Annotated in this window: 30 protein-coding genes and 1 riboswitch; of the genes, 29 read left to right on the forward strand and 1 reads right to left on the reverse strand. The window is 52.2% G+C overall.

The features are described from left to right. Positions 1-2: 2 nt before the first annotated feature. The 15 genes from BN2762_RS14820 (at position 3) to BN2762_RS14890 (ending at position 13,787) form a co-directional block, all read left to right on the forward strand. A complete protein-coding gene (locus tag BN2762_RS14820; RefSeq protein ID WP_230202521.1) occupies positions 3-1,355 on the forward strand; it encodes an endonuclease Q family protein in 1,353 nt (450 codons plus the stop codon). 92 nt (positions 1,356-1,447) lie between these two features. Further along, positions 1,448-2,068: a stage II sporulation protein M gene (gene spoIIM, locus BN2762_RS14825; RefSeq protein ID WP_055110080.1), complete on the forward strand. Its 621-nt coding sequence runs from the start codon at positions 1,448-1,450 to the stop codon at positions 2,066-2,068. Positions 2,069-3,012: 944 nt separating this feature from the next. Then, positions 3,013-3,489, forward strand: a complete 477-nt coding sequence (gene fur / locus BN2762_RS14830) for a ferric iron uptake transcriptional regulator (protein WP_055107708.1) — start codon at positions 3,013-3,015, stop codon at positions 3,487-3,489. 181 nt (positions 3,490-3,670) lie between these two features. Further along, on the forward strand, positions 3,671-3,907 hold the full coding sequence (locus BN2762_RS14835) for a DUF4227 family protein (protein ID WP_055107709.1): 237 nt from the start codon (positions 3,671-3,673) through the stop codon (positions 3,905-3,907). 22 nt (positions 3,908-3,929) lie between these two features. After that, positions 3,930-4,829, forward strand: coding sequence for a site-specific tyrosine recombinase (locus tag BN2762_RS14840; protein WP_055107710.1), 900 nt, complete (start codon positions 3,930-3,932; stop codon positions 4,827-4,829). A 72-nt stretch (positions 4,830-4,901) separates the two neighbouring features. Next, entirely contained in the window at positions 4,902-5,729 is an 828-nt protein-coding gene (locus BN2762_RS14845) for a purine-nucleoside phosphorylase (protein WP_055107711.1), read from the forward strand. 173 nt (positions 5,730-5,902) lie between these two features. Further along, a complete protein-coding gene (locus tag BN2762_RS14850) occupies positions 5,903-7,090 on the forward strand; it encodes a D-alanyl-D-alanine carboxypeptidase family protein (protein ID WP_055107712.1) in 1,188 nt (395 codons plus the stop codon). Positions 7,091-7,179: 89 nt separating this feature from the next. Next, positions 7,180-7,533 carry an anti-sigma F factor antagonist gene (gene spoIIAA / locus BN2762_RS14855; protein ID WP_055107713.1) on the forward strand — a complete coding sequence of 118 codons (354 nt, stop codon included), beginning with the start codon at positions 7,180-7,182 and terminating at the stop codon, positions 7,531-7,533. After that, positions 7,530-7,982: an anti-sigma F factor gene (gene spoIIAB / locus BN2762_RS14860; RefSeq protein WP_055107714.1), complete on the forward strand. Its 453-nt coding sequence runs from the start codon at positions 7,530-7,532 to the stop codon at positions 7,980-7,982. The genes spoIIAA and spoIIAB overlap by 4 nt, the downstream gene beginning before the upstream one ends. A gap of 11 nt (positions 7,983-7,993) precedes the next feature. Further along, a complete protein-coding gene (gene sigF, locus BN2762_RS14865) occupies positions 7,994-8,749 on the forward strand; it encodes an RNA polymerase sporulation sigma factor SigF (protein WP_055107715.1) in 756 nt (251 codons plus the stop codon). A 217-nt stretch (positions 8,750-8,966) separates the two neighbouring features. Continuing rightward, a complete protein-coding gene (locus tag BN2762_RS14870; protein ID WP_055107716.1) occupies positions 8,967-9,608 on the forward strand; it encodes a stage V sporulation protein AA in 642 nt (213 codons plus the stop codon). Beyond that, entirely contained in the window at positions 9,605-10,030 is a 426-nt protein-coding gene (locus BN2762_RS14875) for a stage V sporulation protein AB (protein WP_055107717.1), read from the forward strand. The genes BN2762_RS14870 and BN2762_RS14875 overlap by 4 nt, the downstream gene beginning before the upstream one ends. Positions 10,031-10,074: 44 nt before the next feature. Next, positions 10,075-11,727 carry a spore germination protein gene (locus BN2762_RS14880; RefSeq protein WP_055107718.1) on the forward strand — a complete coding sequence of 551 codons (1,653 nt, stop codon included), beginning with the start codon at positions 10,075-10,077 and terminating at the stop codon, positions 11,725-11,727. A gap of 109 nt (positions 11,728-11,836) precedes the next feature. After that, complete coding sequence (lysA, locus tag BN2762_RS14885; RefSeq protein WP_055107719.1) at positions 11,837-13,168, forward strand: diaminopimelate decarboxylase; 1,332 nt, start codon at positions 11,837-11,839, stop codon at positions 13,166-13,168. A gap of 181 nt (positions 13,169-13,349) precedes the next feature. Beyond that, complete coding sequence (locus BN2762_RS14890; protein WP_055107720.1) at positions 13,350-13,787, forward strand: peptidylprolyl isomerase; 438 nt, start codon at positions 13,350-13,352, stop codon at positions 13,785-13,787. A gap of 445 nt (positions 13,788-14,232) precedes the next feature. Here the strand turns inward: BN2762_RS14890 and tlp are convergent, their stop codons facing one another. Beyond that, positions 14,233-14,457 (reverse strand): small acid-soluble spore protein Tlp, encoded by a 225-nt coding sequence (tlp, locus tag BN2762_RS14895; RefSeq protein WP_055107721.1) that lies wholly within the window; start codon positions 14,455-14,457, stop codon positions 14,233-14,235. 433 nt (positions 14,458-14,890) lie between these two features. Between tlp and BN2762_RS14900 the strand changes: the two genes are divergently transcribed. From BN2762_RS14900 to BN2762_RS14965, 14 genes are all read left to right on the forward strand, one after another. Then, positions 14,891-15,172, forward strand: a complete 282-nt coding sequence (locus BN2762_RS14900) for a hypothetical protein (protein ID WP_055107722.1) — start codon at positions 14,891-14,893, stop codon at positions 15,170-15,172. A gap of 133 nt (positions 15,173-15,305) precedes the next feature. Continuing rightward, positions 15,306-15,480, forward strand: a riboswitch (FMN riboswitch). 306 nt (positions 15,481-15,786) lie between these two features. Continuing rightward, positions 15,787-16,899 (forward strand): bifunctional diaminohydroxyphosphoribosylaminopyrimidine deaminase/5-amino-6-(5-phosphoribosylamino)uracil reductase RibD, encoded by a 1,113-nt coding sequence (gene ribD, locus BN2762_RS14905; protein ID WP_055110082.1) that lies wholly within the window; start codon positions 15,787-15,789, stop codon positions 16,897-16,899. Positions 16,900-16,932: 33 nt separating this feature from the next. Then, positions 16,933-17,613 carry a riboflavin synthase gene (locus BN2762_RS14910; protein ID WP_055107723.1) on the forward strand — a complete coding sequence of 227 codons (681 nt, stop codon included), beginning with the start codon at positions 16,933-16,935 and terminating at the stop codon, positions 17,611-17,613. A gap of 50 nt (positions 17,614-17,663) precedes the next feature. After that, positions 17,664-18,902: a bifunctional 3,4-dihydroxy-2-butanone-4-phosphate synthase/GTP cyclohydrolase II gene (locus tag BN2762_RS14915; RefSeq protein WP_055107724.1), complete on the forward strand. Its 1,239-nt coding sequence runs from the start codon at positions 17,664-17,666 to the stop codon at positions 18,900-18,902. A gap of 71 nt (positions 18,903-18,973) precedes the next feature. Beyond that, a complete protein-coding gene (gene ribH / locus BN2762_RS14920; protein WP_055107725.1) occupies positions 18,974-19,441 on the forward strand; it encodes a 6,7-dimethyl-8-ribityllumazine synthase in 468 nt (155 codons plus the stop codon). 105 nt (positions 19,442-19,546) lie between these two features. Further along, the gene (locus BN2762_RS14925) at positions 19,547-20,344 is read left to right on the forward strand and encodes a segregation and condensation protein A (protein ID WP_055107726.1); all 798 of its coding nucleotides are present in this window, start codon (positions 19,547-19,549) and stop codon (positions 20,342-20,344) included. Beyond that, positions 20,313-20,918 (forward strand): SMC-Scp complex subunit ScpB, encoded by a 606-nt coding sequence (gene scpB / locus BN2762_RS14930; RefSeq protein ID WP_055107727.1) that lies wholly within the window; start codon positions 20,313-20,315, stop codon positions 20,916-20,918. Before BN2762_RS14925 ends, scpB begins: the two co-directional genes overlap by 32 nt. A gap of 82 nt (positions 20,919-21,000) precedes the next feature. Next, complete coding sequence (locus BN2762_RS14935; RefSeq protein ID WP_055107728.1) at positions 21,001-21,714, forward strand: DUF2953 domain-containing protein; 714 nt, start codon at positions 21,001-21,003, stop codon at positions 21,712-21,714. 112 nt (positions 21,715-21,826) lie between these two features. Then, a complete protein-coding gene (gene ytfJ, locus BN2762_RS14940; RefSeq protein WP_055107729.1) occupies positions 21,827-22,294 on the forward strand; it encodes a GerW family sporulation protein in 468 nt (155 codons plus the stop codon). A 147-nt stretch (positions 22,295-22,441) separates the two neighbouring features. Then, positions 22,442-23,605 (forward strand): D-alanyl-D-alanine carboxypeptidase family protein, encoded by a 1,164-nt coding sequence (locus tag BN2762_RS14945; RefSeq protein ID WP_055107730.1) that lies wholly within the window; start codon positions 22,442-22,444, stop codon positions 23,603-23,605. Positions 23,606-23,636: 31 nt separating this feature from the next. Further along, the gene (locus BN2762_RS14950; RefSeq protein ID WP_055107731.1) at positions 23,637-24,266 is read left to right on the forward strand and encodes a nucleoside recognition domain-containing protein; all 630 of its coding nucleotides are present in this window, start codon (positions 23,637-23,639) and stop codon (positions 24,264-24,266) included. Between the two features lie 6 nt (positions 24,267-24,272). Further along, entirely contained in the window at positions 24,273-24,806 is a 534-nt protein-coding gene (locus BN2762_RS14955; protein ID WP_055107732.1) for a spore maturation protein, read from the forward strand. A gap of 121 nt (positions 24,807-24,927) precedes the next feature. After that, a complete protein-coding gene (locus BN2762_RS14960) occupies positions 24,928-25,671 on the forward strand; it encodes a pseudouridine synthase (RefSeq protein ID WP_055107733.1) in 744 nt (247 codons plus the stop codon). Between the two features lie 121 nt (positions 25,672-25,792). Further along, complete coding sequence (locus tag BN2762_RS14965) at positions 25,793-26,323, forward strand: redoxin domain-containing protein (RefSeq protein ID WP_055107734.1); 531 nt, start codon at positions 25,793-25,795, stop codon at positions 26,321-26,323. The last annotated feature ends 16 nt before the right edge of the window (positions 26,324-26,339 follow it).

Raw genomic sequence — 26,339 nt, forward strand, 5'->3', positions numbered from 1 at the left:
GGATGGCTGACAGCGAAGCACGGCTGAATTCACGTACGGATATGGATCCCGCCCGTAAGCGGACTGTTGAAGCAGCCGCAATCGACAAGGACGCAGTCAGGGGTAACCGTGCAAATGCAAATGCAGACACAGACGCCAGTATAAACAAGGGTTCGAACGGTTCATTGAATACGTATTACGCCGATCTTCATGTCCATATCGGGCGGACAAACGCCGGGGAGCCGGTTAAGATCAGCGGCAGCCGAAATTTGACTTTCGGCAATATTGCAAAGGAAGCGGAGGAACGCAAAGGCATTTCTCTCATCGGGATTATCGACTGCCATTCCCCCGGCGTGCAGCGGGATATCGATGATTACTTGCGGTCCGGAGATATGAAGGAGCTGCAGGATGGCGGAATTGCTTACGGTGGCACGACGATCCTGCTCGGTTGTGAGCTTGAAATCCGCGAGCCGGGGATGGGTCCGGCTCATTTGCTCGTTTTTTATCCCGGGCTGGAGGAGATGAAATCCTTCACCCAATGGCTGGACAGGCATATGAAGAACGTGCATTTGAGCTCGCAGCGCATTTGCGTCCCGGCCCGCGAGCTGCAGCAGGAGGTATACAGCCGGGGCGGCATGGTCATTCCGGCGCATATTTTCACTCCTCATCGCAGCATCTATGGCAGCTGTGCGCCGCGAATGGAGCAGGTGCTCAATCCTGAGCTGATTAGCGCGGTTGAACTGGGACTGAGCGCGGACAGCGAGATGGCGGGGTTGATCAGCGAGCTGGACCCTTACACGATTCTGACCAATTCGGATGCCCATTCTTTGGGGAAAATCGGCAGGGAATACAATGAGCTGTGGATTGCGAAGCCGAGTTACCGGGAATTTGAGAAGGCGCTGGGCCAGTCGGATGGCAGAAGGGTTGCGGCGAATTACGGGCTGAATCCGCGGCTAGGCAAGTATCATCGGACTTTCTGCGGCGGGTGCAATTATATTATCGATGAGGCGAGCGCAGCAGTAGAATGCTGCCCGTATTGCGGCTCAACGAAGCTTGTTCGCGGCGTTCAGGATCGAATCCGCTCGATTGCGGACCGGACTAAGCCGGCTGTTCCTGCGCACCGGCCGCCGTATCATTATCAGGTTCCGCTAGAATTTATCCCTGGGCTAGGCCCGGCTAAATTCGAAGCTCTGCTGCGGACGTTTGGCACGGAAATGAACATTTTGCACCGGGTTTCCGAGCAGGAGCTGGCCGGGATTGTCGGTGCTGAATTAGCGGAACGCATAGGCGCGGCCCGCGCTGGGCGCCTGGCCTTAAGCTCGGGCGGCGGCGGTACGTACGGCAAGGTCGATACATCGAAAGGATTTGACCAATAGGGCATATGGAAGCAGGCTTGTTCATATTTTTACTTTAAGGGATGACTGCCCGAGGTAAACAATGTGAACCTGGAAAGGAGTATGCCTGCATGATTCGGCCTTTTCGATATGCGCTTAAGGATCAGACCCCTGTATATGTGTTTGTATCGGTGCTTTTTCTGATGGGGGTCGTATTCGGCGCTCTGATGGTTAATGCCCTTACGTTCGAGCAGCAGGAGGATTTGTCCCGTTACCTGGGCAATTTCTTCATATCCGTCAACGAGGGAGGAGCCGATTTTCATCCGGTGGCATTCTGGGATGTTGCCATTCTCCATTTGAAATGGCTTGGTTTGATCTGGCTACTGGGCCTGTCCGTAATCGGCCTTCCCGGCATTCTTATTCTGGATTTCCTGAAAGGGGTGCTGATCGGGTTTACTGTCGGCTGCCTCGTAGGCCAGTTTACTTGGAAAGGGCTGCTGTTCGCCCTTGTATCCGTAGCCCCGCACAATCTGCTTGTAATTCCCGTGATCCTGATCGGGAGTGTGGCTGCCATTGGCTTTTCGCTAAATATTATCCGCAGCCGAGTGCTCATGAGCCGCAGCGGAAGCGCGGCCAAGCCCTTCATCACTTATACGGGGCTGACCCTGGCTCTGGGCGCGGTTATGATCGCCGCCTCCTCGTTCGAAACGTGGGTAACCCCGGTTATGATGGGATGGGTTACTCCTATAATGTAGTAGAGAGCCTTGTACTATTGGTTTTATGACTGTTTAAAGAACGATAAAATCACGAAAAAATCACATTTACTGCGTTTCTTCTGGAGTCAAGGATGCGCCCAAAGTGAATTTTCACTTTGGGCGGCATCTTTTTTTAATTTTTTGTTATATGTATGTATATCTTAAGCGCAGTCTTTGCGCCATCGTGACTAACATGCGCCATCATAGTCGGCAAAACGGCCTCTGCTTCGGTTAGCGTATCCTACATGAGTATGTTTTAAAATATGATGGGGTTCTTTGAGCAGGGGATGATGCGGAATTCTGAGAAGTTAGAATATTAATCCAGTTCATTTTTAAAAATTTGCATAGTATGGAGTATCTTCTTCGAAGGGAGGAGTTCTTATGAAAAGACATCATCATAAGGTAAAAGTTATTGTCCTCAAACCTGGACAAAAAGTCATTGTAAAGTGTAAAAAGCATAAAAAGCATAAAAAGCATAACAAGTGTTGGGCATGAGGCTAAGAGAAAGATCTTAATGTTTTGAGAGTATTCAAAATAGCGGCAAACTAAGATGCTGAATAGCCTTAGTTTGCCGCTATCTTTATTTATCGTGTCCGTTAGTTGAAAGGTTTATAGATTTTTTTAATATACGCCCATTTTCAACCAAGACACATAAGCGAATCCCATTCGCAAAAAAGTGTAGTCTTTATCTATAATGAGTAGGGTCACAAAGCTATACCGAGGAAAATTCAAATTTACATCTGTATCCACTAAAAAAATGGACAAAAAAAAGCTGCGTGAAATTGTATGGAAAAATGCATATGACGGGATGGGTGGCCCCAATGCTTGAATCGAGCCTGGAACTCTAGTAAAATGTTTGACTTTGTTGATTGACTCCCCCTATAATGAAAGAAGCGATTGTAGATATTAGATCAATGAGCGGCGATTCCTGGGGGAGGGAGAACATGGAAGCAAAGATCGATAAAATCAAGCAGCAGTTACAATCCCAGGGTTATAAATTGACCCCCCAACGGGAAGCTACGGTACGGATACTGCTCGAGAACGAAGACGATCATCTTAGTGCAGAAGATGTTTTCATGCTCGTCAAAGATATAGCTCCTGAAATCGGTCTGGCGACCGTGTACCGTACTTTGGAGTTGCTAAGCGAACTGCATGTCGTGGAGAAAATCAACTTTGGCGACGGCGTGGCCCGTTACGATTTGAGAACCGACACGAGTAAACATCATCACCATCACCTTATTTGCGTACAATGCGGTGCCATGGACGAAATCCGCGAGGATTGGCTAGGGCCACTGGAAGAACGGCTGGAGAAGGAATTTAACTTCACTGTGCTCGATCATCGACTGGATTTCCACGGGATTTGTTATCGGTGCAAAGACAAGAACGACAACAATCCAGAATCCGGCAATAAGAAATCTTAAGTCCGCATCTAAAGCTCCGCATGGCCTCCGCGCTGTGAGGGGCTTTTTTAAGATCATAGGGCTTATAAGAATCATGGCTACATAATCCCCTCATCTCCTCAATATACTAAGGATAAGGCGCCTGTCCATTTTGATTAGATTGGAAGGTACGCGAGTTCGGGTAAAGAAAGAGGGAGGGCTTATGATCATCTCTATTCGAAAATGGCTGCGCAGCGTGAAGTTCATCCTGCTGTTCATCGCCCTGGCTTATTTGCTGTACAAGGTGATGAGCGCGTTTGGCGGCTATTTGATTCCGGCGGATAAATACCGCATACCGAATGGCTCTGCCGTAAAGGCGTTTAAGACGGGGCCCGGGAACGGCCATGGTTTTGAGTATATGGCAGAGCGATTGAAGCTGTTCTATTGGTACGGAGAATAAACTAGGAAATGGGGTTGCGAATTTGGAGCAGTACATAGCCCCATTTATGGGTTATTTGGCTGATCACAAAAGATTAAGCACGGCTACGACGGAGTGCTATAAGCGCGACATCGAGCAGTTCGTCGACTATTTGCGTGAGCGTGGGGTGGCGGAGCCTGGGCAGCTGACCCGGGCAGGGGTGAAGCTGTATTTCGCCATGCTCGGCAATGCAGGCAAAGCCCCGGCAACCATCGCCAGATCTGCGGTGTCGCTGCGGGCCTTTTTTCAATATTTGCAGCAGAAGCGGCTCTTGGATCAGGATCCGGGGAGCTGGATTGAATCGCCAAGAATCGACAAATCACCGCCGCAAACCTTGACTGTGGCCGAGGTGGATCTGCTTCTGGACATGCCTGATTTGTCGCAAGCCTCCGGGCTGCGCGACAAGGCGATGCTGGAGCTGCTCTATGCTACAGGCATTCGCGTGTCCGAGCTTATTGCGCTGAACGTTCAGGACGTGGATACGTCCATGAAATTCGTGCGGTGCTCGGGCGGGAAGGAGCGGATCATTCCCATGGGAACCGTGACGGCGGAATGGCTGGAGCGTTACATGGCGGAGAGCCGTCCGGTACTGCTGGGTGTGTCCGGGGGCGAGGCGCTGTTCCCCAATGCAAGGGGCGACAGGCTAACGCGGCAGGGCTTCTGGAAGATCATCAAGAAGTACGGCAGGGAGGCCGGAATCGCAACGGATATTACGCCGCATACGCTCAGGCATTCCTTCGCTGTGCATTTGCTTGAAGGCGGAGCAGACGTAAAGTCAGTGCAGGAAATGCTCGGCCATGCCGATATGGTCACCGTACAAAAGTACTTAAGCCATCGCAAGCCCAATTTGAAATCCGTTTATGACGCATTTCATCCCCGGGGGAGCAGGCAGGCGTCCAAGTAAATGGGGAGGGTTAAGCCTTACCCGCCTTGCCTGATTGAAGCAAGATTATCGATGTAAAGGAGATCATACACAATGACAACGACTTTAACGCAAGGCATGATTCAGGAAGCAGCGGGCTATATCCGCTCGAAATCCGATGTACAGCCGAAGATCGGCTTAATCCTCGGTTCAGGTCTTGGCGTGCTTGCTGATCAAATTGAAGGGGCCGTCAGCATAGCCTACCAGGATATCCCTTATTTTCCCCAGTCTACGGTAGAGGGGCATGCCGGCGAGCTGCTGATCGGCACTCTGCAGGGAACTCCCGTCATTCTCATGAAAGGGCGCTTTCATATGTATGAAGGCTACGGTCCGGAGCTGACGGCTTTTCCGGTGCGCGTCATGAAGGCGCTTGGCGTAGCGAAGCTGCTCGTTACAAATGCGGCAGGGGGCATCAACACCTCGTACAAGCCCGGGGATTTGATGCTAATCTCGGATCATATCAATATGACGGGCAGAAATCCGCTTACAGGGCCGAATGATCCTGAGCTCGGCGCCCGCTTCCCGGACATGTCGGAGGCGTACAGCCGCCGGCTGCGCGAGATTGCCAAGCAGGTCGCTGGCGATAAGGAGATTCCGCTGCAGGAGGGCGTTTACGTCGGCTTGCTGGGGCCTTCCTACGAAACCCCCGCAGAGATCCGTATGTTCCGCACCCTGGGCGCGGACGCCGTAGGCATGTCCACGGTCTCGGAGGTTATTGTAGCTAGACATGCAGGCCTGGAGGTGCTGGGCATATCCTGCATCAGCAACATGGCTGCCGGCATTCTCGATCAGCCGCTCTCGCATGAGGAAGTCATCGAAACGACGGATCGGGTTCGCGAGAAGTTCCTGAACCTCGTACTTGGAATTATCCCTAAGCTGTAAAAAATATATTGCTATTACTCTATTTCACGTATAAGCAGGGCTCCCAGACGATCAAGCTTGATCGCCGGGCGTCCTGTTTTTTTGATTCCACAGGAATATCCTGGCTTTTTTTCGCCGATACTAGGTTAGCAGAATCCAATATTTAGTAAAATTTGTTGAAGGGGGACTATTCCTTGAGCAAGCGGTTGTTAATATGGAGTATTTCGCTGCTGCTAACCTTCTCTGCCTGGCCGGCGGCAATGTCTGCCGCTCCAGACGGAACACATGAGGAAGGGGATGCTCTGCTAGCGCAAAATGCCAACTCCGCCATTCTGATGGATGCGGACACGGGAACGATCATTTACGAGAAGAAAAGCCATGAGAAGCTGCCACCCGCCAGTATTACAAAAATTATGACGATGCTGCTGACGATGGAGGCGATCGAAAAAGGCACCTTGAAGCTGACGGACAAAGTAACGACAAGCGAGCACGCGGCGTCGATGGGCGGTTCGCAAATTTTCCTGGAGCCAGGCGAGCAAATGACCGTGGACGAGCTGCTTAAAGGCATCGCCATGGCGTCAGGGAACGATGCTTCCGTGGCCATCGCCGAGAAGATCGCCGGATCGGAGAAGGCCTTCGTCCGGCTCATGAATGAGCGGGCCGCGGAGCTTGGAATGAAGGATACGCATTTTAAGAACTGCAATGGCTTGCCGGTTGAGGGCCACTACAGCTCAGCCTACGATATCGCCATTATGAGCCGTGAGCTGCTGAAATATCCAGAGGTTACAAAATACACGGGGGCCTATCAGGATTACTTGCGGCAGAATACGCAAAAGCCGTTCTGGCTCGTTAACACGAATAAGCTTGTCAGATTTTATAGCGGGGCGGACGGCCTGAAGACCGGGTATACGTCGGAGGCCAAATTCTGTCTGGCGGCTACAGCGCAAAGAGACGGGCTTCGGTTAATCGCCGTTGTGCTGGGCGAACCGAACACAAAGACTCGCAACAGCGAGGTATCCGCGATGTTCGATTATGGCTTCTCCCAGTATGCCCTGCTGCCGATTTACAAGGCGGGCGAAGTCATCGGGAAGGTGAAAATTCAGAAGGGACAGTCTTCGATGCTAGAGCTGGCTGCTGCCCGCCAACTGAACGTGCTGGTCAACAAGGGAGCGGCACCGGGCAGCATTACTCACAAGCTGGAGGTGCCGGACAAGCTGGTTGCTCCGATCAAGAAAGGGCAGAATATCGGGAAGCTGATCGTTTATCAGGAGGATAAGCTCATTACCGAGTTCCAGCTGAAATCACCGGTCGATATCGATAAAGCCGGCTGGTGGACGATGTTCAAACGAGCGGCCTCGCATCTCTTTTTTGTAGATTCATAGGGGTTTTCTTCTAGTTTTGTCAGGGGGAAGGAATTCCCTTCCGGGTTATCGAATTGTTGTCTTCATGTCAGGGAGGAGAGTGAACAGACGTGAATTTACATGTGGAAATGGTAAGACACCGCGAGACGCTGATCGTGCGTTTGCACGGAGAGCTGGACCACCATACGGCAGATGATGTCCGTATGCGAATGGATGAGGAGCTTGCGCGGGGGGACTGCCGTCATCTTGTGCTCAGCCTGGAGTCGCTGGAATTTATGGACAGCTCCGGCCTGGGCGTCATTTTGGGCAGATACAAGCTGATCAAGCATAAAGGCGGCAAAATGGTGCTATGCGGCATGAACCGTTCGGTTTACCGGCTGTTCGAAATGTCGGGACTGTTCAAAATCATGAGCATTTACGAGAATGAGAGCGCTGCGCTCTCTGAATTGGAGGTTGCATTATGAACCAGGCCGCAAGCAATTTCATGACGCTGCAATTTGCTGCAAGATCGGAGAATGAATCGTTTGCCCGGGTAACGGTGGCGGCATTCGTCTCGCAGCTTGACCCTACCATGGATGAAATCACGGATCTCAAGACCGTGGTGTCCGAGGCGGTTACGAACTGCATCATTCACGGCTATGATAACGATCCCGAGGGAATTGTTACGATCTCGGCTCAGATTGAGGGAGACACCGTTACGATAGTTATCGAGGACAAGGGCCGGGGAATCGAGGATCTAGAGCTTGCCAAGCAGCCCCTCTACACGTCCAAGCCGGAATTGGAGCGTTCGGGCATGGGCTTTACGATCATGGAGAATTTCATGGACGAGTTCGACGTGACGAGCGAGATGGGCGGCGGCACATCCATTCGGATGAAGAAGAGGATTGTATCCAAGAAAGCTTTATATAATTAGGGGTTGGATCTATGGATGCTGATGTGAAGCAAACCTCAAGAGAGTTTTTGGACGATGCCGAAGTGAAGCGGTTGATCGCTCTGAGCCAGTCCGGGGACCATGGTGCCCGAGACCGGCTTGTGAACTGCAATATTCGCCTCGTCTGGTCGGTTGTGCAGCGGTTTATGAATCGGGGCTATGAGCCCGAGGATCTGTTTCAAATCGGCTGTATCGGCCTGCTGAAGTCAGTGGATAAATTCGATCTCAGCTATGATGTCAAATTTTCCACCTATGCCGTACCGATGATTATCGGGGAAATCCAGCGGTTTCTCCGTGATGACGGGACGCTCAAGGTCAGCCGATCGCTGAAGGAGATGGCGAACAAGGTCCGCAAGAAGAAGGATGAACTATCCAAGGTGCTGAATCGTCTGCCAACGGTCAAGGAGGTGGCTGATGAGCTCGGCCTGACGCCGGAGGATGTCGTATTTGCGCAAGAGGCGAATAAACCGCCGACCTCGATCCATGAGACGGTGTTTGAGAATGATGGTGATCCTATCACCCTGATGGATCAGATCGCCGATGAGTCCCAGGAGCGCTGGTTCGACAAGCTGGCGCTTCATGAGGCGATACATGGCCTTTCCGACCGGGAGCGGCTGATCGTGTACCTGCGTTATTACCGCGATCAGACCCAGTCTGAGGTGGCGACCCGGCTTGGTATTTCCCAGGTTCAGGTGTCGAGGCTGGAGAAAAAAATACTGCAGAACATCCGCGATCAAATCGCTCAGTGAAGTGGGCGGTTGGCGAGAAAGGCTGCATGCAAGCGGCTTCCGGTTATATCCGGGAGCCGTTTTGCTTTTTTGGGGACAGCCGAAGGCCAGGCCATTGCTTGCTGCATTTGGCGCATATTCAAGGAGACCGAGGCCGGCCGAGGAATCTTGATTAGCGAGTAAAGCTGCTGTCCCCTTGGCATACTATGGACAATTCGTCCTGGAAAGAGGTGTTAGGATGAAACAGGGCTCCGCTATAATCTATTTGCAGCTTCGCAAGCATGTCAGGCTGCCGCTTGGCCAGGCTATACGGCTTGGCGACGTGGCTCGCGTACTTGCGGATTCCAGCCTGGAGCCTAGGCTTCTGGATATGATTCTGAAGCAGCCGCGGGAGCGGGACGGGAATCTCGTGCTGATCGACATGCTGCATATTATTGAGCATATCCAGGAGAGCATCCCGGATATTCAGGTGGAGTATGTCGGCGAGCCCCAGGTGCTGGTGGAGATGGTCGGCAAGGAGAAAAGGCCGCTCCTGCTCCTGTTTATCCTCGTTTGGCTGCTGCTGTTCTTTGGCTCGGCTCTGACGATCATGAATTTCCATGCCGACGTGAGCATGCAGGCGGTGCAGGTGCGGATCGTCGAGATGATTACGGGGGAGCGCGACGAGCATCCCTACTTGTTCCAAGGGGCTTATTCCGTTGGAATCGGCTTCGGAATGGTGCTGTTCTTTAATCATCTGTTCAAGAAGAAATGGAATGAAGAGCCTACTCCGCTTGAGGTGGAGATGCATCTCTACCAGGAAAACCTCGATCAATTCGTCATTGCCGAGGAATACAAGAAAATGCATCAAGCGGCGGGACGGGAGGCGAACAAGCCTTGATTTCACCTTGGTCAGCGGCGGTGTTCATTTTCCTGGGCCTGGCCGGCGGCATTGCCGTGGGGGGAGGAATCATTGCCCTCTTCATCGTGCTTGACGTCATTCCCAGGCTGGCTCAGGTAACCAGTTCCTATGACAAGGTGCATTGGTACGAGGGCGCGATGGTCAGCGGAGCGCTCGTCGGGACATTGGCCGATTTCTATCAATGGCATATGCACGGCCCTTGGCTGATCAGCGGCTTTGTCGGCTTGCTGAGCGGCGTGTTCATCGGCATGCTTGCCGCGGCTTTAACCGAGGTGCTGAATGTTCTGCCGATTCTCGCCAAGAGACTGCGCATGCAGCATTATTTGCTGGGGTTGCTACTGGCTATGGTTTTTGGAAAGGTAGCCGGATCTTTGTTTGAGTTTTTTGTGTATTCGCCTTAGCTCGAAGGAGCTTGAGGCCAGCTCAGGGCAGGGAGGTATAGTATATGACGGACCGGGAGCATCGCGAATATCCGCAGGAGAAGCCGGATTTCATTCCTTACCCGGAAGAGAATTCCGCCGAGGAGTCGGACGGTATGCTGCAAGATCCGGACAAAGAGGATAAAGAGCTGCGGAAGATGAAGGTGGAGAACGAGCGTTCCGACACGATTGAGGAGTCGGTCGTCTATTGGCAGAAGAGCGGCAGGATCAGCGAGAATCTGGATACGACGAAGAAGACGCTTGAGGAGGTCGTGGGACTCGGAAAGAGCTTTGACGTTGACTTTCGGGAAATGACCTTCGGAGAGACGCGAACAGGTCTGTTCTACATCAGCGGCTTTGCGAAGGAAGAGGTTTTGCAGGAGATTCTGAAGCGGCTGACGTATCTGTCACCCGATAATTTGTCCTCCGGGGCGCTGCATGCTTTTTTCGACCTCTACATTCCGCATTTTCAAGTTAAAAAAATCGATAAACTAAGCAATGTCATCACGATGGTGTTAAGCGGAATGAGCGCCTTATTCATTGAGGGCGAGCACGAGGCCCTGGTGATGGATACCCGCTCCTATCCGGTACGGAGCCCTGAGGAGCCGTCGCTGGAGCGCGTCGTTCGTGGAGCGAGAGACGGCTTTACGGAAACCTTGCTCTCGAACGTCACCCTTGTGCGCCGGCGGCTTCGCGATCCAGGCTTAGTCCTCGAAATGCATAAGGTAGGACGCCGAACGCAGACCGATGTTTGTATTGCTTATATAGATGACATCGTGGACAAGACCCAGGTCGAATCCGTGCGTGACAAGATTACATCGATTAATATTGATGGCATCCCTCTCGCGGACAAGCAGCTGGAGGAAGCTATCGTGCGCAAGGGCTGGAATCCGTACCCGCTGGTCCGGTATTCGGAGCGGCCGGATGTTGTAGCCTCGCATATTCTAGAGGGGCGGGTCGCTCTGTTTAGCGATACGTCGCCCAGTGTGATTATTTTTCCAACGACCTTCTTCGATTTGTGTCAGCATGCGGAGGAGAACAGGCAGACGGCGTTTATGGGCTCCTATTTGCGCTGGGTGCGGTTTGCCGGCATCTTCGCTTCATTGTTCCTGCTCCCGTTATGGCTGCTGCTGGTTATACATCCCGAACTTAAGCCGGCATCCCTGGCATTCATCGGTCCGCAGACCCAGGCTAAAATTCCGCTGATCGCTCAGTTCCTGCTGATCGAATTTGGGGTCGATCTGCTGCGAATGGCCGCTGTACATACGCCAACGCCGCTCGCCTCGGCCATGGGCCTGATCGCTGCGATATTGATCGGGGACATTGCTGTTAAGACGGGGCTGTTCGTCAATGAAGTGGTGTTGTATATGGCTGTCGCGGCGATTGGGATGTTTGCCACGCCAAGCTATGAGCTTGGGCTCGCCAATCGGGTGATCCGGCTGGGGCTGATCGTCGCTGTTGCAGTCTTTGGCGGGCCGGGACTGGTTGTCGGCATTACGGCTTTCATCATATGGCTGACGCTTCGGCGCTCCTATAATTCCTCGTATCTATGGCCATTTATTCCGTTTAATGCAAAGGCAATGGCGGCTATTTTGTTCCGTTTGCCGGTCATGACCTCTAAGCAAAGGCCGTCCTTCAACAAGGCGAGGGATCGAACCCGGATGCCGCGGCAGGAGTAGGGAAAAAGGTTGTCCGTCGAAAAATACAAATGATCGTCGTAAAAATCCATTTTTCAGTTCACCTAATGTTTGCTATACTGGTGTAAAAATTGAAAGTGGAGAGTGCTAAATGTATTTACACGGTACTAGTAAAATTAATGCCAAAGGGCATCTCGAAATCGGCGGCTGTGATACGGTCGATTTGAAGCAGCAGTATGGTACACCGCTCTACATCGTTGATGAAGCACTTGTCCGGCAAAGATGCCGCGAATATATGGATGCATTCCAGCAATCGGGCCTGCCGTTCCAGGTAGCCTATGCGAGCAAGGCTTTTTGCGTGATGGCGATGTGCAGAGTCGTGGAGGAAGAGGGGCTGTCGCTGGACGTCGTCTCGGAAGGGGAGCTGTACACGGCGTTGCAGGCAGGCTTCCCCGTGGAGCGGATTCACTTCCACGGCAACAATAAGACGCCGGAGGAGCTGGAAATGGCCATTTCTGCGGGCATTGGCTGCTTCGTCGTCGACAATTTCACGGAGCTGCATATGCTGCAGGCGATCGCGGCGGACAAGGGGGTCGCGGTGAACGTTCTGCTGCGGGTCACTCCGGGCGTGGAGGCTCATACGCATGAATTTATTTCGACGGGACAGACCGATTCGAAATTCGGCTTCGATATCGGAAACGGCTCGGCCAAGGAGGCCGTTGAGCTTGCTTCCGGCAGCTTGAATCTTCGCTTACTCGGCGTGCATTCGCATATCGGCTCGCAGATTTTTGAGGTGGAGGGCTTTGAGCTGGCTGTTGAGCGCGTGGCTCAATTCGCTGCAGACGTTAAAGCGAAGCTTGGGGTAGTGTTCAAGGTGATCAATCTGGGCGGAGGCTTCGGCATTCGTTATACTGAGGAGGATCACCCGCTGCAGGTGTCCGAGTATGTCAAAGCGATCACGGATGCAGTGAAGAAACATTTCGCCGAGGTCTATGCGCAGCTGCCCGAAATTTGGGTAGAGCCGGGCCGGAGCATCATCGGCGATGCGGGTACGACGCTATATACGGTCGGTTCCGCCAAGGATATTCCCGGCGTGCGCAAATACGTTGCCGTCGACGGCGGAATGACCGACAATCCGCGCCCGGCATTGTACGATTCCAAATACGAGGCCATGCTGGCGAACCGGGGCAACGACGCAAATGAAGAGACGGTATCGATTGCCGGCAAATGCTGCGAGAGCGGGGATATGCTCATTTGGGATCTGGAGCTGCCTAAGGCAAATCCGGGAGATCTCCTCGCAGTAGCCTGCACGGGAGCGTATAATTACGCTATGGCCAGCAATTATAACCGGATTCGCCGTCCGGCGGTCGTCTTCGTTAAGGACGGCGCCAGCGACGTTGTCGTCAAGCGCGAGAAGCTGGAGGACATCATTTCCTGCGATGTTATTCCCGAGCGGATTTCGAAGCAGCCGTCGTACAAATAAGCCGAGATCAGGGCTAAATAGGTCCCAGACGATGGAGCAGCCATCATCATTCATCGGGCGCTCAGCAAAATAATAAATCCGCTGCCGAAAAAGGTGGCGGATTTTTTTGCTCATCGCCCGATTTCATAGTAAACTGTAAGAGGTTTGTCTTACCTGAGAATAAAGAAGGAAGTGATCCGATATGAAGAAAGGCAAGATCGTACTGGAAAAAGGCGGAGAGGTAGAAATTCAATTTTTACCGGAAGAGGCTCCGGGCACTGTAGCAAACTTCGAGAAGCTGGCCAACTCTGGCTTCTATAACGGACTGACGTTCCACCGCGTCATCCCGGGCTTCGTTGCCCAAGGCGGATGCCCGGTTGGAAACGGCACAGGCGGCCCTGGCTACACGATCAAATGCGAGACGTCGACGAATACGACGAAGCACGAGCGCGGGGTGCTGTCTATGGCGCATGCGGGCAAGGATACAGGCGGCAGCCAGTTCTTTATCGTCTATGAGCCGCAGCCGCATTTGAACGGAGTACACACGGTGTTCGGCAAGGTAACGTCCGGCATGGAGCTTGTGGACGAAATCCGTCCTGGCGACAAAATGAAGGAAGTTACGGTCTGGGACGAAGCTTAATTTTATGTGAAGCTTGGATGAAGCGGCATCGATCGAGAGATCGGTGTCGTTTTTTTTGTTGTAGGGCATTTAGCGATATCACCTGGAAAGACTGTTCAAGAGCAGGTTGCAAGGCAATCCCCTGGGTCTATGGATGGGAGCAGGGCGGGGGAGAGCAGGGACGATGTGTGAAATGCTATAGGATATGAGTAAAGCATCTGAGAGGTATACCTCTGAGAGGTCTAGGTTGAAACGAAGTTATGGGTAGACGAGAAAGTATAGGCAGATACATCGCGCGAAGCCCCCGGCGTACGGTGGCCGGCGTTACATGACGAAAGGATGTGGGAGGATAAGGGGAAATGATAGATGGTCGGAAGCAACCCTATGGCGGCAATGACCAATAAAAAGAGAGAACTAAAGATCAAGGATCCTTGTTCTCTCGTGGTAACCGGGTGCCTGACAGGTCTTACTCTTGAGCGTCGGCCGCTTCGTCCTTAACCTCTTCACGCATGCCTTGGATACTATCCAGACGGCGTTCATTTTTGGCCTCGATCTGGTCTTTCTCTTCGCCGCTGATTTCGTCGGCATGCTCGCTTAAATAATCCTGTCCTTCACGGAAATTCTCGATGGTATCCTGAATGGCATCCTGCAATTTTTCTACGTTATCGGAACGATCGTCCGGCTTGGCCACTACTAATTACCTCCTTGTAAGCATGTTGGTTGTAATTTTCCCCCTGATTTATGCTTTTATGCAAAATAGGCCTGCCTACGATTTATTTCTCTTCAAACACTCCTGCACGAAATAGTACTGTTACGATATCGTAAAAATCCTGGCTCCGTCCATGGGCGGTATTTAATACAGGCTTGCCGCACATGCCGGAGGATCGTATTAAATGAATCCATTTTAATGTTGCATATCCCCATATCATAGACGTAGTAGGGCTCGATACCTCTTGAAAACAATGGCTTGAAATTACTGGCTGCAGGAGATATTCTTTTCATCAAACAGCCTATTAAGGCAGAGCATTGATTCAGGAACTTGTGTCTGGCTTGCTGCGGTTTATTTAGCGAAAATTCGCTTAAGAATAAAAAAGGCAATTTAGACAAAAGGGGGTTAACGTAAGATGTACAACTGTATACTTTGCGGCAGCGTCTATTTGCGGAAGGCGGATGCGGATAAATGCGCCGGCAAAGCCGTTGAGGCACCGCTTATTGAAGTGGGCAAACAACTGATCGACTATTCTTATGATCGGGAAACGATTATCCGATGTTTCAGCATCAAGAAGATCGGGCATGATTTGTCGTATTTATTTGAGTGGCTGGAGCCGGATGACCGGGAATGGAAATACGTTTTCACCGTTCATAGCAATAAGAGTTTGAAGGAGCATTTTTCCGGGCAATTATAGATACAATTAAAAATAGCGGAGGTAAACGCAAGGTGATCATGTTTGATCATGCCTTGCTTTTTAATTTTTTTGGTGGTAACATTTTAACGAGGTCATTAGTGATTCATGACTGAGGACAACTAAATATACTGAACGTTAACTTCGGGGCAGGGTGAAATTCCCTACCGACGGTGATGACTGCTTCAGGCCGAATTATCTGGGCTGAAGCGAGTACAAGTCCGTGACCCGCGTGCGCCACAAATGAAGCATGCGGCTGAGCCGGTGAGATTCCGGGACCGACAGTATAGTCTGGATGGGAGAAGGAGACGCAGGATATATGACGTGACAGCTACGAGTATATCTAATAAATCAGAGCATATCTTTCAAGTTCTATTTTTCACACAGTGGATTCCCGGGAATCCGTTGTGAGAACGAGGGGCTTGAATAGCTGGCTGAGAGATGGCGGTTTAGGGCGCATTTTGGTGCATCGTGCCCCTATGTTCCGTTCTATTTTCTCATATCCGGCTTTGTGCTTTCATTTCGCGTATAATAACTCTCATTGCCCCATCGGACTCCGATGGGGCTTTATTGGTTTTCTGCCTGCCCGCCTGAAGCCGGTGGAGGTGAAGCATGCTTTGGAAATTATGAATGACGAGTACTATATGAGACTGGCGCTGGACATGGCCAGCCGCTCTCAGGGACAAACCGGCATTAACCCGGTCGTCGGAGCCGTTGTCGTGAAGGACGGCGCGGTTATTGGGCTTGGCAGCCATTTGAAGCGCGGCACTCCGCATGCGGAGGTCCATGCGCTCAACATGGCCGGGGAGGCGGCCAGAGGAAGTACGGTATATGTCACGCTCGAGCCGTGCAGCCACTATGGAGCCACGCCCCCGTGCAGCGAAGGGCTGATCCGGGCCGGGGTGAGCCGCGTGGTCGTTGCCTGCGAAGATCCGAATCCGCAGGTGGCGGGTAGAGGCATTGAGATGCTGCGGCGGAGCGGGATCGAGGTAGAGGTCGGCGTGCTGCGGGATGAAGCCGTACAATTGAATCGCAGGTTCATCAAATTTATTATGACGGGAATACCTTACGTCACGATCAAAACCGCCAGCACGCTGGACGGCAAAATTGCCTCAAGAACCGGGGACAGCAAGTGGATATCCAACGCCGAGTCTCGCGAGCGCGTACACACGATGCGCCACCGCCACGATGGAATTATGGTCGGTGTAGAGACGGTGATAGCCGATGATCCTTCATTAACGACAAGGTTGACGGTACCTGGCATTTCACCTGTAAGGATCGTTGTGGACTCGACGCTCCGTATCCCTGATGAAGCCAAGATACTTAGCGATAGTGCCGCGCAGACTATTGTGCTGACTACCGGACAGTCGCCCGAAGAGAGACGGGCATCGCTGACAGAGCGGGGAATCCAAATCATCGTCTGCGGCGATGGGCCACCGGTGGATCTTCCTCTCGGCTTGCAGAGGCTGGGTGAGCTGGGCATATCCTCGCTGCTCGTTGAAGGCGGCGGGCGTCTTAACGGATCGCTGCTGCATCGCAGGCTGGTTGATGAGGTCGTCTTGTTCCTGGCGCCTAAATTGATCGGCGGCCTGAATGCACCGGGAAGCTTCGTGTTCGATGGCTTTGAGCTTATGAAGGATGCGGTCGTTCTAGAAGGTCTGTCCGTAGAGCAAATCGGCGATAATATTTGTATTTCGGGTTATCCCGTCTATGAACACGCAGCGAAATAATCGCAGGATTCGGCGTGGAAAGGAGGAGGCTGCATGTTTACCGGATTAGTGGAAGAGGTTGGCGCGATCAAGTCGGTCCAGAGCAAGGGCGAGGCGATGGTCATTAGCATAACCGCAAGCACCGTAACGCAAGGGATGAAGCTTGGGGATAGCGTGGCTGTGAACGGAGTCTGCCTGACGGCTACACAGTTTGACCGTTCGTCCTTTACGGTTGACGTGATGCCGCAAACGTATCGCCATACGAACCTGAGCCAGCTTAGATCGGGCAGCAGGGTCAATCTTGAAAGGGCCATGGCGGCGAACGGACGCTTCGGCGGGCATATTGTTCAAGGGCATGTGGATGGAGTAGGAACGATCACGGGAATCAAGCAGGATCAGAATGCGGTTGTGTTCGAAATAACTCCCATGCAGAAATCCCTGTTCAAATATATTATTCCCAAAGGTTCCATTACTGTTGACGGGATAAGCCTGACGGTAGTCCGCGCGGACGGGCAGCGCTTTAGCGTATCGATCATTCCTCATACGCTGGCGGAAACCGTTCTGGCCTATAAGCGCCAGGGCGATACAGTCAATCTGGAATGCGATATTCTGGGAAAATATGTGGAGCACTTGCTTGCCTACGGCAAGGGAAAGCCCAAGGAGGAGCATTCCGGGGATGAAGGCTTGTCCTCCGGCATCGATATGCCGTTCCTGATGAAGAATGGATTCGTTTAAGTCTTTTGATTGGATGTTAGAATAGAACAGCTAGGGAGGGAAATACAGCCATGAGTGATATTCAATTGGATCGGGTGGAAGAAGCGATATATGAGCTTATGCGAGGCAAAGTCATTATTGTGGTCGATGATGAGGATCGCGAGAATGAAGGGGATTTTGTGGCGCTTGCCGAGAAGGCCACCCCGGAAGTGATCAACTTTATGATTACGGAAGGGCGCGGGCTTGTCTGCATGCCGATAACGGCTGAACGTGCGGAAGAGCTAGATTTAAAGCCAATGGTCGCTCAGAACACGGATTTTCATGGTACGGCCTTTACCGTATCGATCGATCATATCGACACGACGACTGGAATCTCGGCTTATGAACGCTCGCTTACGGTGAAGGCGATCATGGATCCGGACGCGAAGCCTTCCGACTTCCGCAGACCGGGGCATATGTTCCCGCTGATCGCGAAGAAAGGCGGTGTGCTGCGGCGGGCAGGGCATACGGAGGCTGCGGTTGACCTGGCGCGGATGTGTGGTTCATACCCGGCCGGGGTCATCTGCGAGGTTATCAAGGAAGACGGAACGATGGCGCGCCTGCCGGATCTCGTGCAAATCGCCAAGCAGTTTGATTTGAAGCTCATCAGTGTTAAGGATTTGATCCATTACCGCAATGAGAAGGAGAAGCTGGTTACCCGCGAGGTTGAGGTGCGCATGCCGACGGATTACGGCGAGTTCCGCGCGATCGCCTATTCGAACGACGTGGATTCCAAGGAGCATGTTGCCCTTGTCAAAGGGCAAATCAAAAGTGAGGAGCCAGTCCTTGTCCGGGTGCACTCCGAATGCCTGACTGGGGACGTATTTCATTCCCACCGCTGCGATTGCGGTCCGCAATTTGAGGCAGCGCTAAGGCAAATTGAAGAGGAAGGGAATGGCGTCCTGCTCTATATGCGCCAGGAAGGCCGGGGCATCGGGCTGATTAATAAGCTGAAGGCCTATAAGCTGCAGGAGCAGGGGCTTGATACGGTAGATGCCAACCTGAAGCTGGGCTTCCCGGCCGACCTGCGGGATTATGGCATCGGCGCGCAAATTCTGAAGGATCTCGGCATCCGCCAAATCCGGCTCCTTACCAATAATCCGCGCAAAATTACCGGACTTGAGGGCTACGGCCTTGAGGTCGTCGAGCGCGTCCCGATCCAGATGAAGGAAAATGAGGACAACAGCAATTATTTGCATACAAAGCAGAAGAAGCTGGGGCATTTGCTGAATTTTGATGAGATCGAGCAGAACGAAACAACACAAGGCTAACAATTACTGAAGAAATGAACAACTTTTAATAAACGCGAAAAATACTATAACTTTATTGGAGGAATCATGTGATGGCACAAGTATTTGAAGGGCATCTCGTCTCGGAAGGATTGAAATACGGAATCGTCGTTGGCCGCTTCAACGAATTTATAACAAGCAAGCTGCTTGGCGGCGCGCTTGACGCCTTGAAGCGCCATGGCGTTAAGGATGAGGAAGTCAGCGTGGCCTGGGTTCCCGGGGCCTTCGAAATTCCGTTCGCCGCGCAAAAAATGGCCGAAAGCGGCAAATATGACGCGGTCATAACACTGGGCACAGTGATTCGGGGATCGACTTCCCACTACGACTACGTGTGCAACGAAGTGGCTAAAGGGGTAGCAGCGATCGGCCTGAAAACGGGCGTTCCGACCATTTTTGGCGTCGTGACGACGGAAAATATCGAGCAGGCGATCGAGCGTGCGGGCACCAAGGCAGGGAATAAAGGCTGGGATGCGGCCATGGCTGCGATCGAAATGGCGAACTTGACGAATTTGCTAAAATAGTGCTTATTTAATGTAGTACCCTTATTTAGGGTACTGCATTTTTTATTTCAATCGCGTTCAGAAGCTGAGCCTTTTGAACTGCCTCTGACGGGTGGAGGATGTCCATTGACGACTGTAACCTATAAGCTGGATACCTTCGAGGGTCCGCTGGATCTGCTGCTGCATCTCATCGATAAGGCAGAGGTCGATATATACCAAATTTCCGTGAGTGAAATCACCGATCAATATCTTGAATATTTGGATAACATGCAGGAGCTGGAACTGGAAATTACGAGCGAGTTCCTGGTCATGGCGGCAACGCTGCTATCGATCAAGAGCAAGCAGCTGCTTCCTAAGCCGCCGGTAATCGAATTCGATGACGAATATGATTACTTGATGGAGGATGAGGAGGATCCGCGGGACGAGCTCATCCGCAAGCTGATCGAGTACCGCAAGTACAAGGGAATTGCCGAGCATTTGCACGAGCGGGAATGGGAGCGCAGCCTCATTTTTACGAAGGAGGCCGAGGATTTGACTCCCTTCATGCCGGAAGTGCTGGAGAATCCGGTTAAAGGGCTGCACGCCGCCGACCTGATCGCTACGTTCCAGAAGGCGCTGCGCCGTGCGGTGAAACGCAGCTCGGTCGCCCGGATCCACCGGGATGAAATATCGGTCAAGGACCGGATTCGCGATGTCGTAGCGGCGCTGGAGCGTACGGGCAAAGGCGGAAGGCTTCTGTTTTCCAAGCTGCTGCATCCGGAAATGTACCGTCACGAGATCGTCGTAACCTTCCTGGCAATTCTGGAGCTGATGAAAATGAAGCAAATCGTATGCTATCAAAACAAACTGTTTGATGACATTGTGATGGAGTGGAGAGGGGAAGTAAAGGCAGATGAATTATCGGGACTTGAAATCGATTATTGAAGGATTGCTGTTCCTGGCCGGAGAGGAGGGTCTCAGCGTAAAGCAGATTGCCGAAGTCACCGAGCAGCGCCAGGACATCATAACCGATGCTCTATTGGATATGAAGTCATCCTTTGAGCGGGAGGGCCGGGGGCTGCAGATTGTTCAGCTGGCGGGGAATTACCAGCTTGCTACGTTGCCGGAGCATGCCCCCTTCTTCGAAAGGCTGGCCTATTCGCCAACCCGCTCGTCCTTGTCCCAGGCGGCATTGGAGACTTTGTCCATTATCGCGTACCGGCAGCCGATCACCCGTATCGAGGTGGAAGAGATCCGCGGCGTCAAATCGGAGCGGGCGATTCATACGTTGGTGAACAAGGATCTGATCCAAGAGGTCGGACGGGCCGAAGCGATCGGCAGGCCGATCCTCTATGGCACGACGGCTGCCTTTTTAGATTATTTCGGCCTGGGCAGCCTGGAGGACTTGCCGGATCTTGCCGAGTTTGAAAGCACCGAACAGCTCGAGGAAGAGACGCAGCTCTTGTTCCAGAAGCTGGAGGAGCAGCAGCTTACCTTTGACGATGTGAATGAGGAGTAACCTCGGCTGAAGCGAATGATTTCCTTTTTACGGAGCCATACTATTTCAAGATTGTCATTTGAATGGTATGGAGGGCTTTCCTGTGTGGATATGGCTCGGAGTCATCCTGATCCTGTTGCTCGTATGTATTGCTGTAGTCCTCATCTTGTTATCTCCAATCAAGTTTCACTTGGCTGCTCGCAAGTTGAATCATAACGAAACCGTTAAGCTTGAGATTGTAACGCTCTATGGATTGATTCGGCTCCGCTACATGATTCCGTACATCATTTTCAAAAATTTGAAGGACGGATTCAGAGTAGAACAGCAGCATGTGAACAACCTCGCGCAGGATCAAGCGGACAACAGCGAGAAGGATATCAATAAAGACAAGCTTCGCCACTGGGCAGATCAGTTCTATGACTTGCTCGGGGCAACAAGAGGACTTAAGAAATGGATGGCGAGCACGCTTAAGCATATTTCTTTTCACAAGCTGGATTGGTCAACGAATGTCGGTTTGCAGGATGCCGCCCATACCGCGACTTTGACGGGAGCCTTATGGGGTCTGAAAACAACGCTAATAGGCTGGTTATCCTGCTACATTCGCTTAAGGCAAAGACCGAGGCTATTCGTTGTGCCTGTCTTTGACAAGCCGCCGCAATTTGTTACCGAAATCGAAATGAGCGGTGAAATTCGCTTGGCACGGGCGCTTTATGCCGGATTCGTACTTATTGCCCGCGTATTAAAGGTACAAGGCGGATTCAAAAAGTGGCTCAGCATCGCTCTCAAGGGACGTAAAAAAGGGAGTTCGTGGTCGTAAGGGACTGCGGGCTCTTTTTTGTTCTGATCCCGCGCATATTAAGAACCCCCGCTGCGCAAACTGTAGGAGTGAAGGTAGTTCTTATTATTTAGCTTGAAGAGGAGGAGTTATCATGTCAGATCATCCGATCCAAGGATTAATGCAGACGGCTATGGAAAACATCAAGGATATGGTTGATGTGAATACGATCGTCGGCGAGCCCGTGGAAACTCCGGACGGGAGCGTCATCCTGCCCATCAGCCGCGTAGGCTTCGGATTTGCCGCGGGAGGAAGCGATTATAATGTCGATGAGACCGGCGGTGCTTCATCTGAGTCGGATAAAAATCGCCCATTCGGCGGCGGCAGCGGCGGGGGCGTGTCGATTAATCCGATCGCTTTTCTCGTCGTCGGCCAGCAGGGCGTGCATATCGTTCCGTTGGACAATCAGACTCATCTGTTCGAGAAAATGATCGATACCGTACCTTATGTAATGGATAAAATTCAATCCATGCTCCCAAACAATGGTTCGGGAACGGCTCAGTCAGCTTCAATTCAAGGCATTCCTTTAGCGAATCAGAACAATGGGAATACGTACAGCTAAATAAGGCTCTAAGGCAAAATAAGTTGACCGATCCTTTCCGCTGAATTCGGGAGGGGTCTTTTTTTGCCGGGAACGATGGACATACTCTCCTCGTTTTCCGCATATAGTGTACAAGTATTAGCGCTACTATACCGGAGGAGTCGCATAATGACAATACGCATGATAATTCGCATCAGTATGGCAGCCATGCTGGCTGTATCATTATTGATTCCAGCTAATGCCGAAGCTGTGGTGGATAAAGCTCCCCGCCCGCCGGGAACGCATGCGCAGGCAGCTTCCCTGATCGACGTCAAATCGGGGCGCATATTGTACAGCCACCGCGGGGATGAGGAAATGCCAGTGGCCAGCTTGACCAAAATCATGACGGCGATCATTGCCATTGAGTACGGCAAACTGGATGACAAGGTGACTGTCTCCAAAAATGCTTACCGCAAAGAGGGTTCCTCTATTTACTTGGAGCTTGGAGAGGAAATGACTCTGGAGAATATGCTGTACGGTCTGATGCTGCGCTCGGGAAACGATGCAGCAACAGCCATTGCCGAGCATGTCGGCGGGTCGGAGGAAGGCTTCGTGCATCTGATGAATGAAAAGGTAAGGATGCTGGGGCTGAAGCATACCCAGTTTCAGAATCCGCACGGGCTGGACGCGAAGGGACATTACTCCTCGGCCAACGATATGGCGGTAATTACCGCCTACAGCCTGCAAAATCCGGTGTTCAAGGAAATCGTCAAGACCCGAAGCAAAAAAGCCCCTAACCCGAATAATCCGTGGGATTATAAATGGGATAATAAGAATAAAATGCTTCGATTCTATGAGGGAGCGGATGGTGTAAAAACGGGCTATACCAAAACAGCCCGCCGCTGTCTGGTCAGCTCGGCAAGCCGGGCGGGACAGCAGCTGGCCGTCGTTACGCTCAACGATGGAGACGACTGGAATGATCACCAGAAGCTGCTCGATTACGGATTTGCCAATTACCCGCTGAAGGGGATCATCGAAGCGGGGCAGCCCGTTCAGGATGGACTGGTCACGGGCTCGGGCTTCAGCTATGCCCTGGCCAGCGGCGAGTTGGAACGCGTCGAACGTAAGCTCTTCCTCAAACGGGCCAGAGCCAACGATTTCGGGTATCGGGGGCAAATCAGAATCTCGCTCGACGGCCATGAAATCGGGCAGGTTCCCGTCTATGAGCAGGGCAGCTTCATCCCTTCGCCGAAGCCGGCGAGGGGAGCGATCAAATCGAGGGCCGCATTGGCCAGCGGCAGCTGGGGAGATACATTTGCTGCAGTCATTAAATCGCTGCTGCTCTTAAAGTAGCATATTACCCTGTAGGAGAGGGGATAAGAGGATGGTCAACAAAATTTGGTTAGGACTCATCGTCATCGGGTTTGCTTTTGCGGCGATTAAAGGGGATATCAACCTCGTTACCCAGGCAGCGTTCGAGGGTGCGGCCACAGGAGTAACCGTCTGCTTCGGCCTTATCAGCGTACTTGTATTCTGGATGGGAATGATGCGCATGGCCGAGGATGCCGGGCTCGTCAAAGCGATATCCAAGCTGCTCGGGCCGGTCGTTACATATTTGTTTCCTGACGTGCCGAAGAATCATCCGGCGATGGGGTATATCCTCTCGAATATGAGCGCTAATCTGCTTGGGCTGGGCAATGCGGCAACTCCGATGGGCATCAAAGCGATGCAGGAGCTGCAGGAGCTCAATCCGGACAAGGAGAACGCCTCGGCCGCCATGTGCACCCTGCTCGCGTTGAATACGGCTAGCATTACCTTGATTCCCACGACACTGATTGCAATTCGGCTCAATTTCGGCTCCGCCAATGCCGCGGAAATCGTCGGTTCGACCCTGCTGGCTACAGCTATAGCGACTACAGCGGCGATTGCTGCCGATCGGTGGTACCGTAACCGCACCTTCCGCCGGACTCCGAATCCGCCTGCTTCTGCTTCCGCAATACCATTGAAGAGGTGATCGCCCTTGTTGGACTGGATCAATATTATATCGGCTTGGGCAGTGCCTGTCATGATTGCATTCATACCTGTATATGCTTTTATGAAAAAGGTTCCGGTATACGAATCGTTTGTGGACGGAGCGAAGGACGGCTTCTCTACGGCGATTGGCATCATACCGCATTTAGTCGGCATGATGGTGGCGATCAGCGTCTTTCGCGCTTCGGGCGCGCTGGAGTTCTTCGTCGGCTGGATGGGACCGCTGCTGGAGAAGCTCCACGTGCCGGCCGAGATCCTGCCCCTCGGAATTCTTCGGCCCCTAACGGGGACAGGCTCCCTTGCCTTTACCACGGACCTGATCAAGACGTACGGACCGGATTCGATGATTGGGCGGATCGCGTCCACGGTACAGGGCAGCACGGACACCACCCTGTACGTGCTGACGGTTTATTTCGGTGCCGTCGGCATCCGCAATGGGCGCTATGCCTTGAAGGTAGGACTCTTCTCGGATGTCGTGGGGTTTGTGGCCGCGATAGTGGTCTGCTTGCTGATCTTCGGTTGACTCAAAGCTGTCCCGGCTGTTGGATAACAGCCCGGACGGCTTTTTATTGTTGCCGGATGCCCTGTCCTATTGTGATTTTTCTTTCATATGGGTATCATGTTTATGAGGTGACTATAGGATAATGGAAAGATTACAGAAAATATTGGCCGCTGCCGGCGTGGCATCGCGCCGTAAATGCGAGGAATTGATCGTGAGCGGACAGGTGCAGGTCAACGGGGAAACCGTGACTGCGCTCGGAACAAAAGCCGACCCGGCAGTCGACGTCATTACCGTAAACGGAAAAACGATCGGGACGGAGAAGAAGGTTTACATTATGTTCAATAAGCCGAAAGGTGTGATCACGAGCGCTTCCGATCCGCAGGGAAGAAAAATCGTCACCGACTATTTGAAAGGCATTTCCGAGCGGCTCTATCCGGTAGGCCGCCTGGATTACGATACCGAGGGACTGCTGCTGCTGACCAATGACGGCGATTTTGCCCATTTGCTGACGCATCCGAAGCATCATGTTCCGAAGACCTACCTGGCTACCGTCAAGGGGGTTCCGCATGGTACAGAGCTGGACAAGCTGAAGGAAGGCATCATGCTGGAGGATGGGATGACGGCGCCGGCCGAGGTCGAATATTACGACGTGGATCCGGGCGGCAAGCAATCGGTCATCAGCATCACGATTCACGAAGGCCGCAACCGCCAGGTAAGGCGCATGTTTGAAGCGATTCATCATCCGGTTGTGAAGCTGAAGAGAATTTCGTTCGGCGACCTGTACCTCGACAATTTGAAGAGAGGCTTGTTCCGCCATTTGACCAAGGAAGAGGTCGAAGGCCTGTTCAAGCAAGCCCGCAATGCAGGCAAGCCGCGAAAAAGATAGAAGGTCACATAAAGTTCAAATTTACCCTGGCTGACTCTATGACACTTTTCGTTATAATGTTCATAGGATATTCACTTTTTGTCCATACAGTATGTGATTTGTCATAGAAGGAGTGCTGATAATGGGTAGGGCAAGACGTCCGGTACAAATTATCATATTGACGCTCATTGTGATTTTGGGCGGATATGCGATTGGCACAGCAGTATTTGGAGGCGAGAAGGGCAGGCCCCAAGCTGGCGATAACCCTCCTGCCTTCAATTTGCGCGGTTTGGACGGCCAGGTACATAATCTGGAGAAATACCAGGGCAAGGCGTTGGTCATTAATTTCTGGGCGACCTGGTGTACCTACTGTGTGAGCGAAATGCCGGCCTTGCAGACGCAATGGGAGAAGTGGCAGGATAAGGACGTCGTCATTCTGGGGATCAACACCGGCGAGGATGATTTGACCGTGACCAACTTCGTGAAGCAGACCGGCGTCGATTTCCCGATATTGTTCGATAAGAACAAAGAAATCGTCGCCAAATACGGAGTTGTGCCAATGCCGACTACTTTCTTTGTGAATAAGCGGGGCAAAATTACCTCCATCCATCAGGGCGAGCTGGATTTGAAGACGCTTAACCAACAAATTGACTCGTTGGTTAATTCCCGATGAACAGGAGGACTAGACT

This window comes from Paenibacillus ihumii (genome assembly GCF_001403875.1).
In the GTDB taxonomy this organism is placed as follows: Bacteria; Bacillota; Bacilli; order Paenibacillales; family Paenibacillaceae; genus Fontibacillus; species Fontibacillus ihumii.

Excerpts from the sequence above, each read along its gene's own strand:
- scpB (WP_055107727.1), top strand. The coding sequence starts at position 20,313 with ATGAATTATCGGGACTTGAAATCGATTATTGAAGGATTGCTGTTCCTG.
- BN2762_RS14845 (WP_055107711.1), top strand. The coding sequence starts at position 4,902 with ATGACAACGACTTTAACGCAAGGCATGATTCAGGAAGCAGCGGGCTAT.
- lysA (WP_055107719.1), top strand. The coding sequence starts at position 11,837 with ATGTATTTACACGGTACTAGTAAAATTAATGCCAAAGGGCATCTCGAA.
- BN2762_RS14945 (WP_055107730.1), top strand. The coding sequence starts at position 22,442 with ATGACAATACGCATGATAATTCGCATCAGTATGGCAGCCATGCTGGCT.
- BN2762_RS14880 (WP_055107718.1), top strand. The coding sequence starts at position 10,075 with ATGACGGACCGGGAGCATCGCGAATATCCGCAGGAGAAGCCGGATTTC.
- spoIIAB (WP_055107714.1), top strand. The coding sequence starts at position 7,530 with ATGAACCAGGCCGCAAGCAATTTCATGACGCTGCAATTTGCTGCAAGA.
- BN2762_RS14950 (WP_055107731.1), top strand. The coding sequence starts at position 23,637 with ATGGTCAACAAAATTTGGTTAGGACTCATCGTCATCGGGTTTGCTTTT.
- BN2762_RS14890 (WP_055107720.1), top strand. The coding sequence starts at position 13,350 with ATGAAGAAAGGCAAGATCGTACTGGAAAAAGGCGGAGAGGTAGAAATT.
- BN2762_RS14915 (WP_055107724.1), top strand. The coding sequence starts at position 17,664 with ATGAGTGATATTCAATTGGATCGGGTGGAAGAAGCGATATATGAGCTT.
- BN2762_RS14900 (WP_055107722.1), top strand. The coding sequence starts at position 14,891 with ATGTACAACTGTATACTTTGCGGCAGCGTCTATTTGCGGAAGGCGGAT.
- BN2762_RS14820 (WP_230202521.1), top strand. The coding sequence starts at position 3 with ATGGCTGACAGCGAAGCACGGCTGAATTCACGTACGGATATGGATCCC.
- BN2762_RS14870 (WP_055107716.1), top strand. The coding sequence starts at position 8,967 with ATGAAACAGGGCTCCGCTATAATCTATTTGCAGCTTCGCAAGCATGTC.
- sigF (WP_055107715.1), top strand. The coding sequence starts at position 7,994 with ATGGATGCTGATGTGAAGCAAACCTCAAGAGAGTTTTTGGACGATGCC.
- BN2762_RS14910 (WP_055107723.1), top strand. The coding sequence starts at position 16,933 with ATGTTTACCGGATTAGTGGAAGAGGTTGGCGCGATCAAGTCGGTCCAG.
- ribH (WP_055107725.1), top strand. The coding sequence starts at position 18,974 with ATGGCACAAGTATTTGAAGGGCATCTCGTCTCGGAAGGATTGAAATAC.
- ytfJ (WP_055107729.1), top strand. The coding sequence starts at position 21,827 with ATGTCAGATCATCCGATCCAAGGATTAATGCAGACGGCTATGGAAAAC.
- fur (WP_055107708.1), top strand. The coding sequence starts at position 3,013 with ATGGAAGCAAAGATCGATAAAATCAAGCAGCAGTTACAATCCCAGGGT.
- BN2762_RS14965 (WP_055107734.1), top strand. The coding sequence starts at position 25,793 with ATGGGTAGGGCAAGACGTCCGGTACAAATTATCATATTGACGCTCATT.
- BN2762_RS14960 (WP_055107733.1), top strand. The coding sequence starts at position 24,928 with ATGGAAAGATTACAGAAAATATTGGCCGCTGCCGGCGTGGCATCGCGC.
- BN2762_RS14835 (WP_055107709.1), top strand. The coding sequence starts at position 3,671 with ATGATCATCTCTATTCGAAAATGGCTGCGCAGCGTGAAGTTCATCCTG.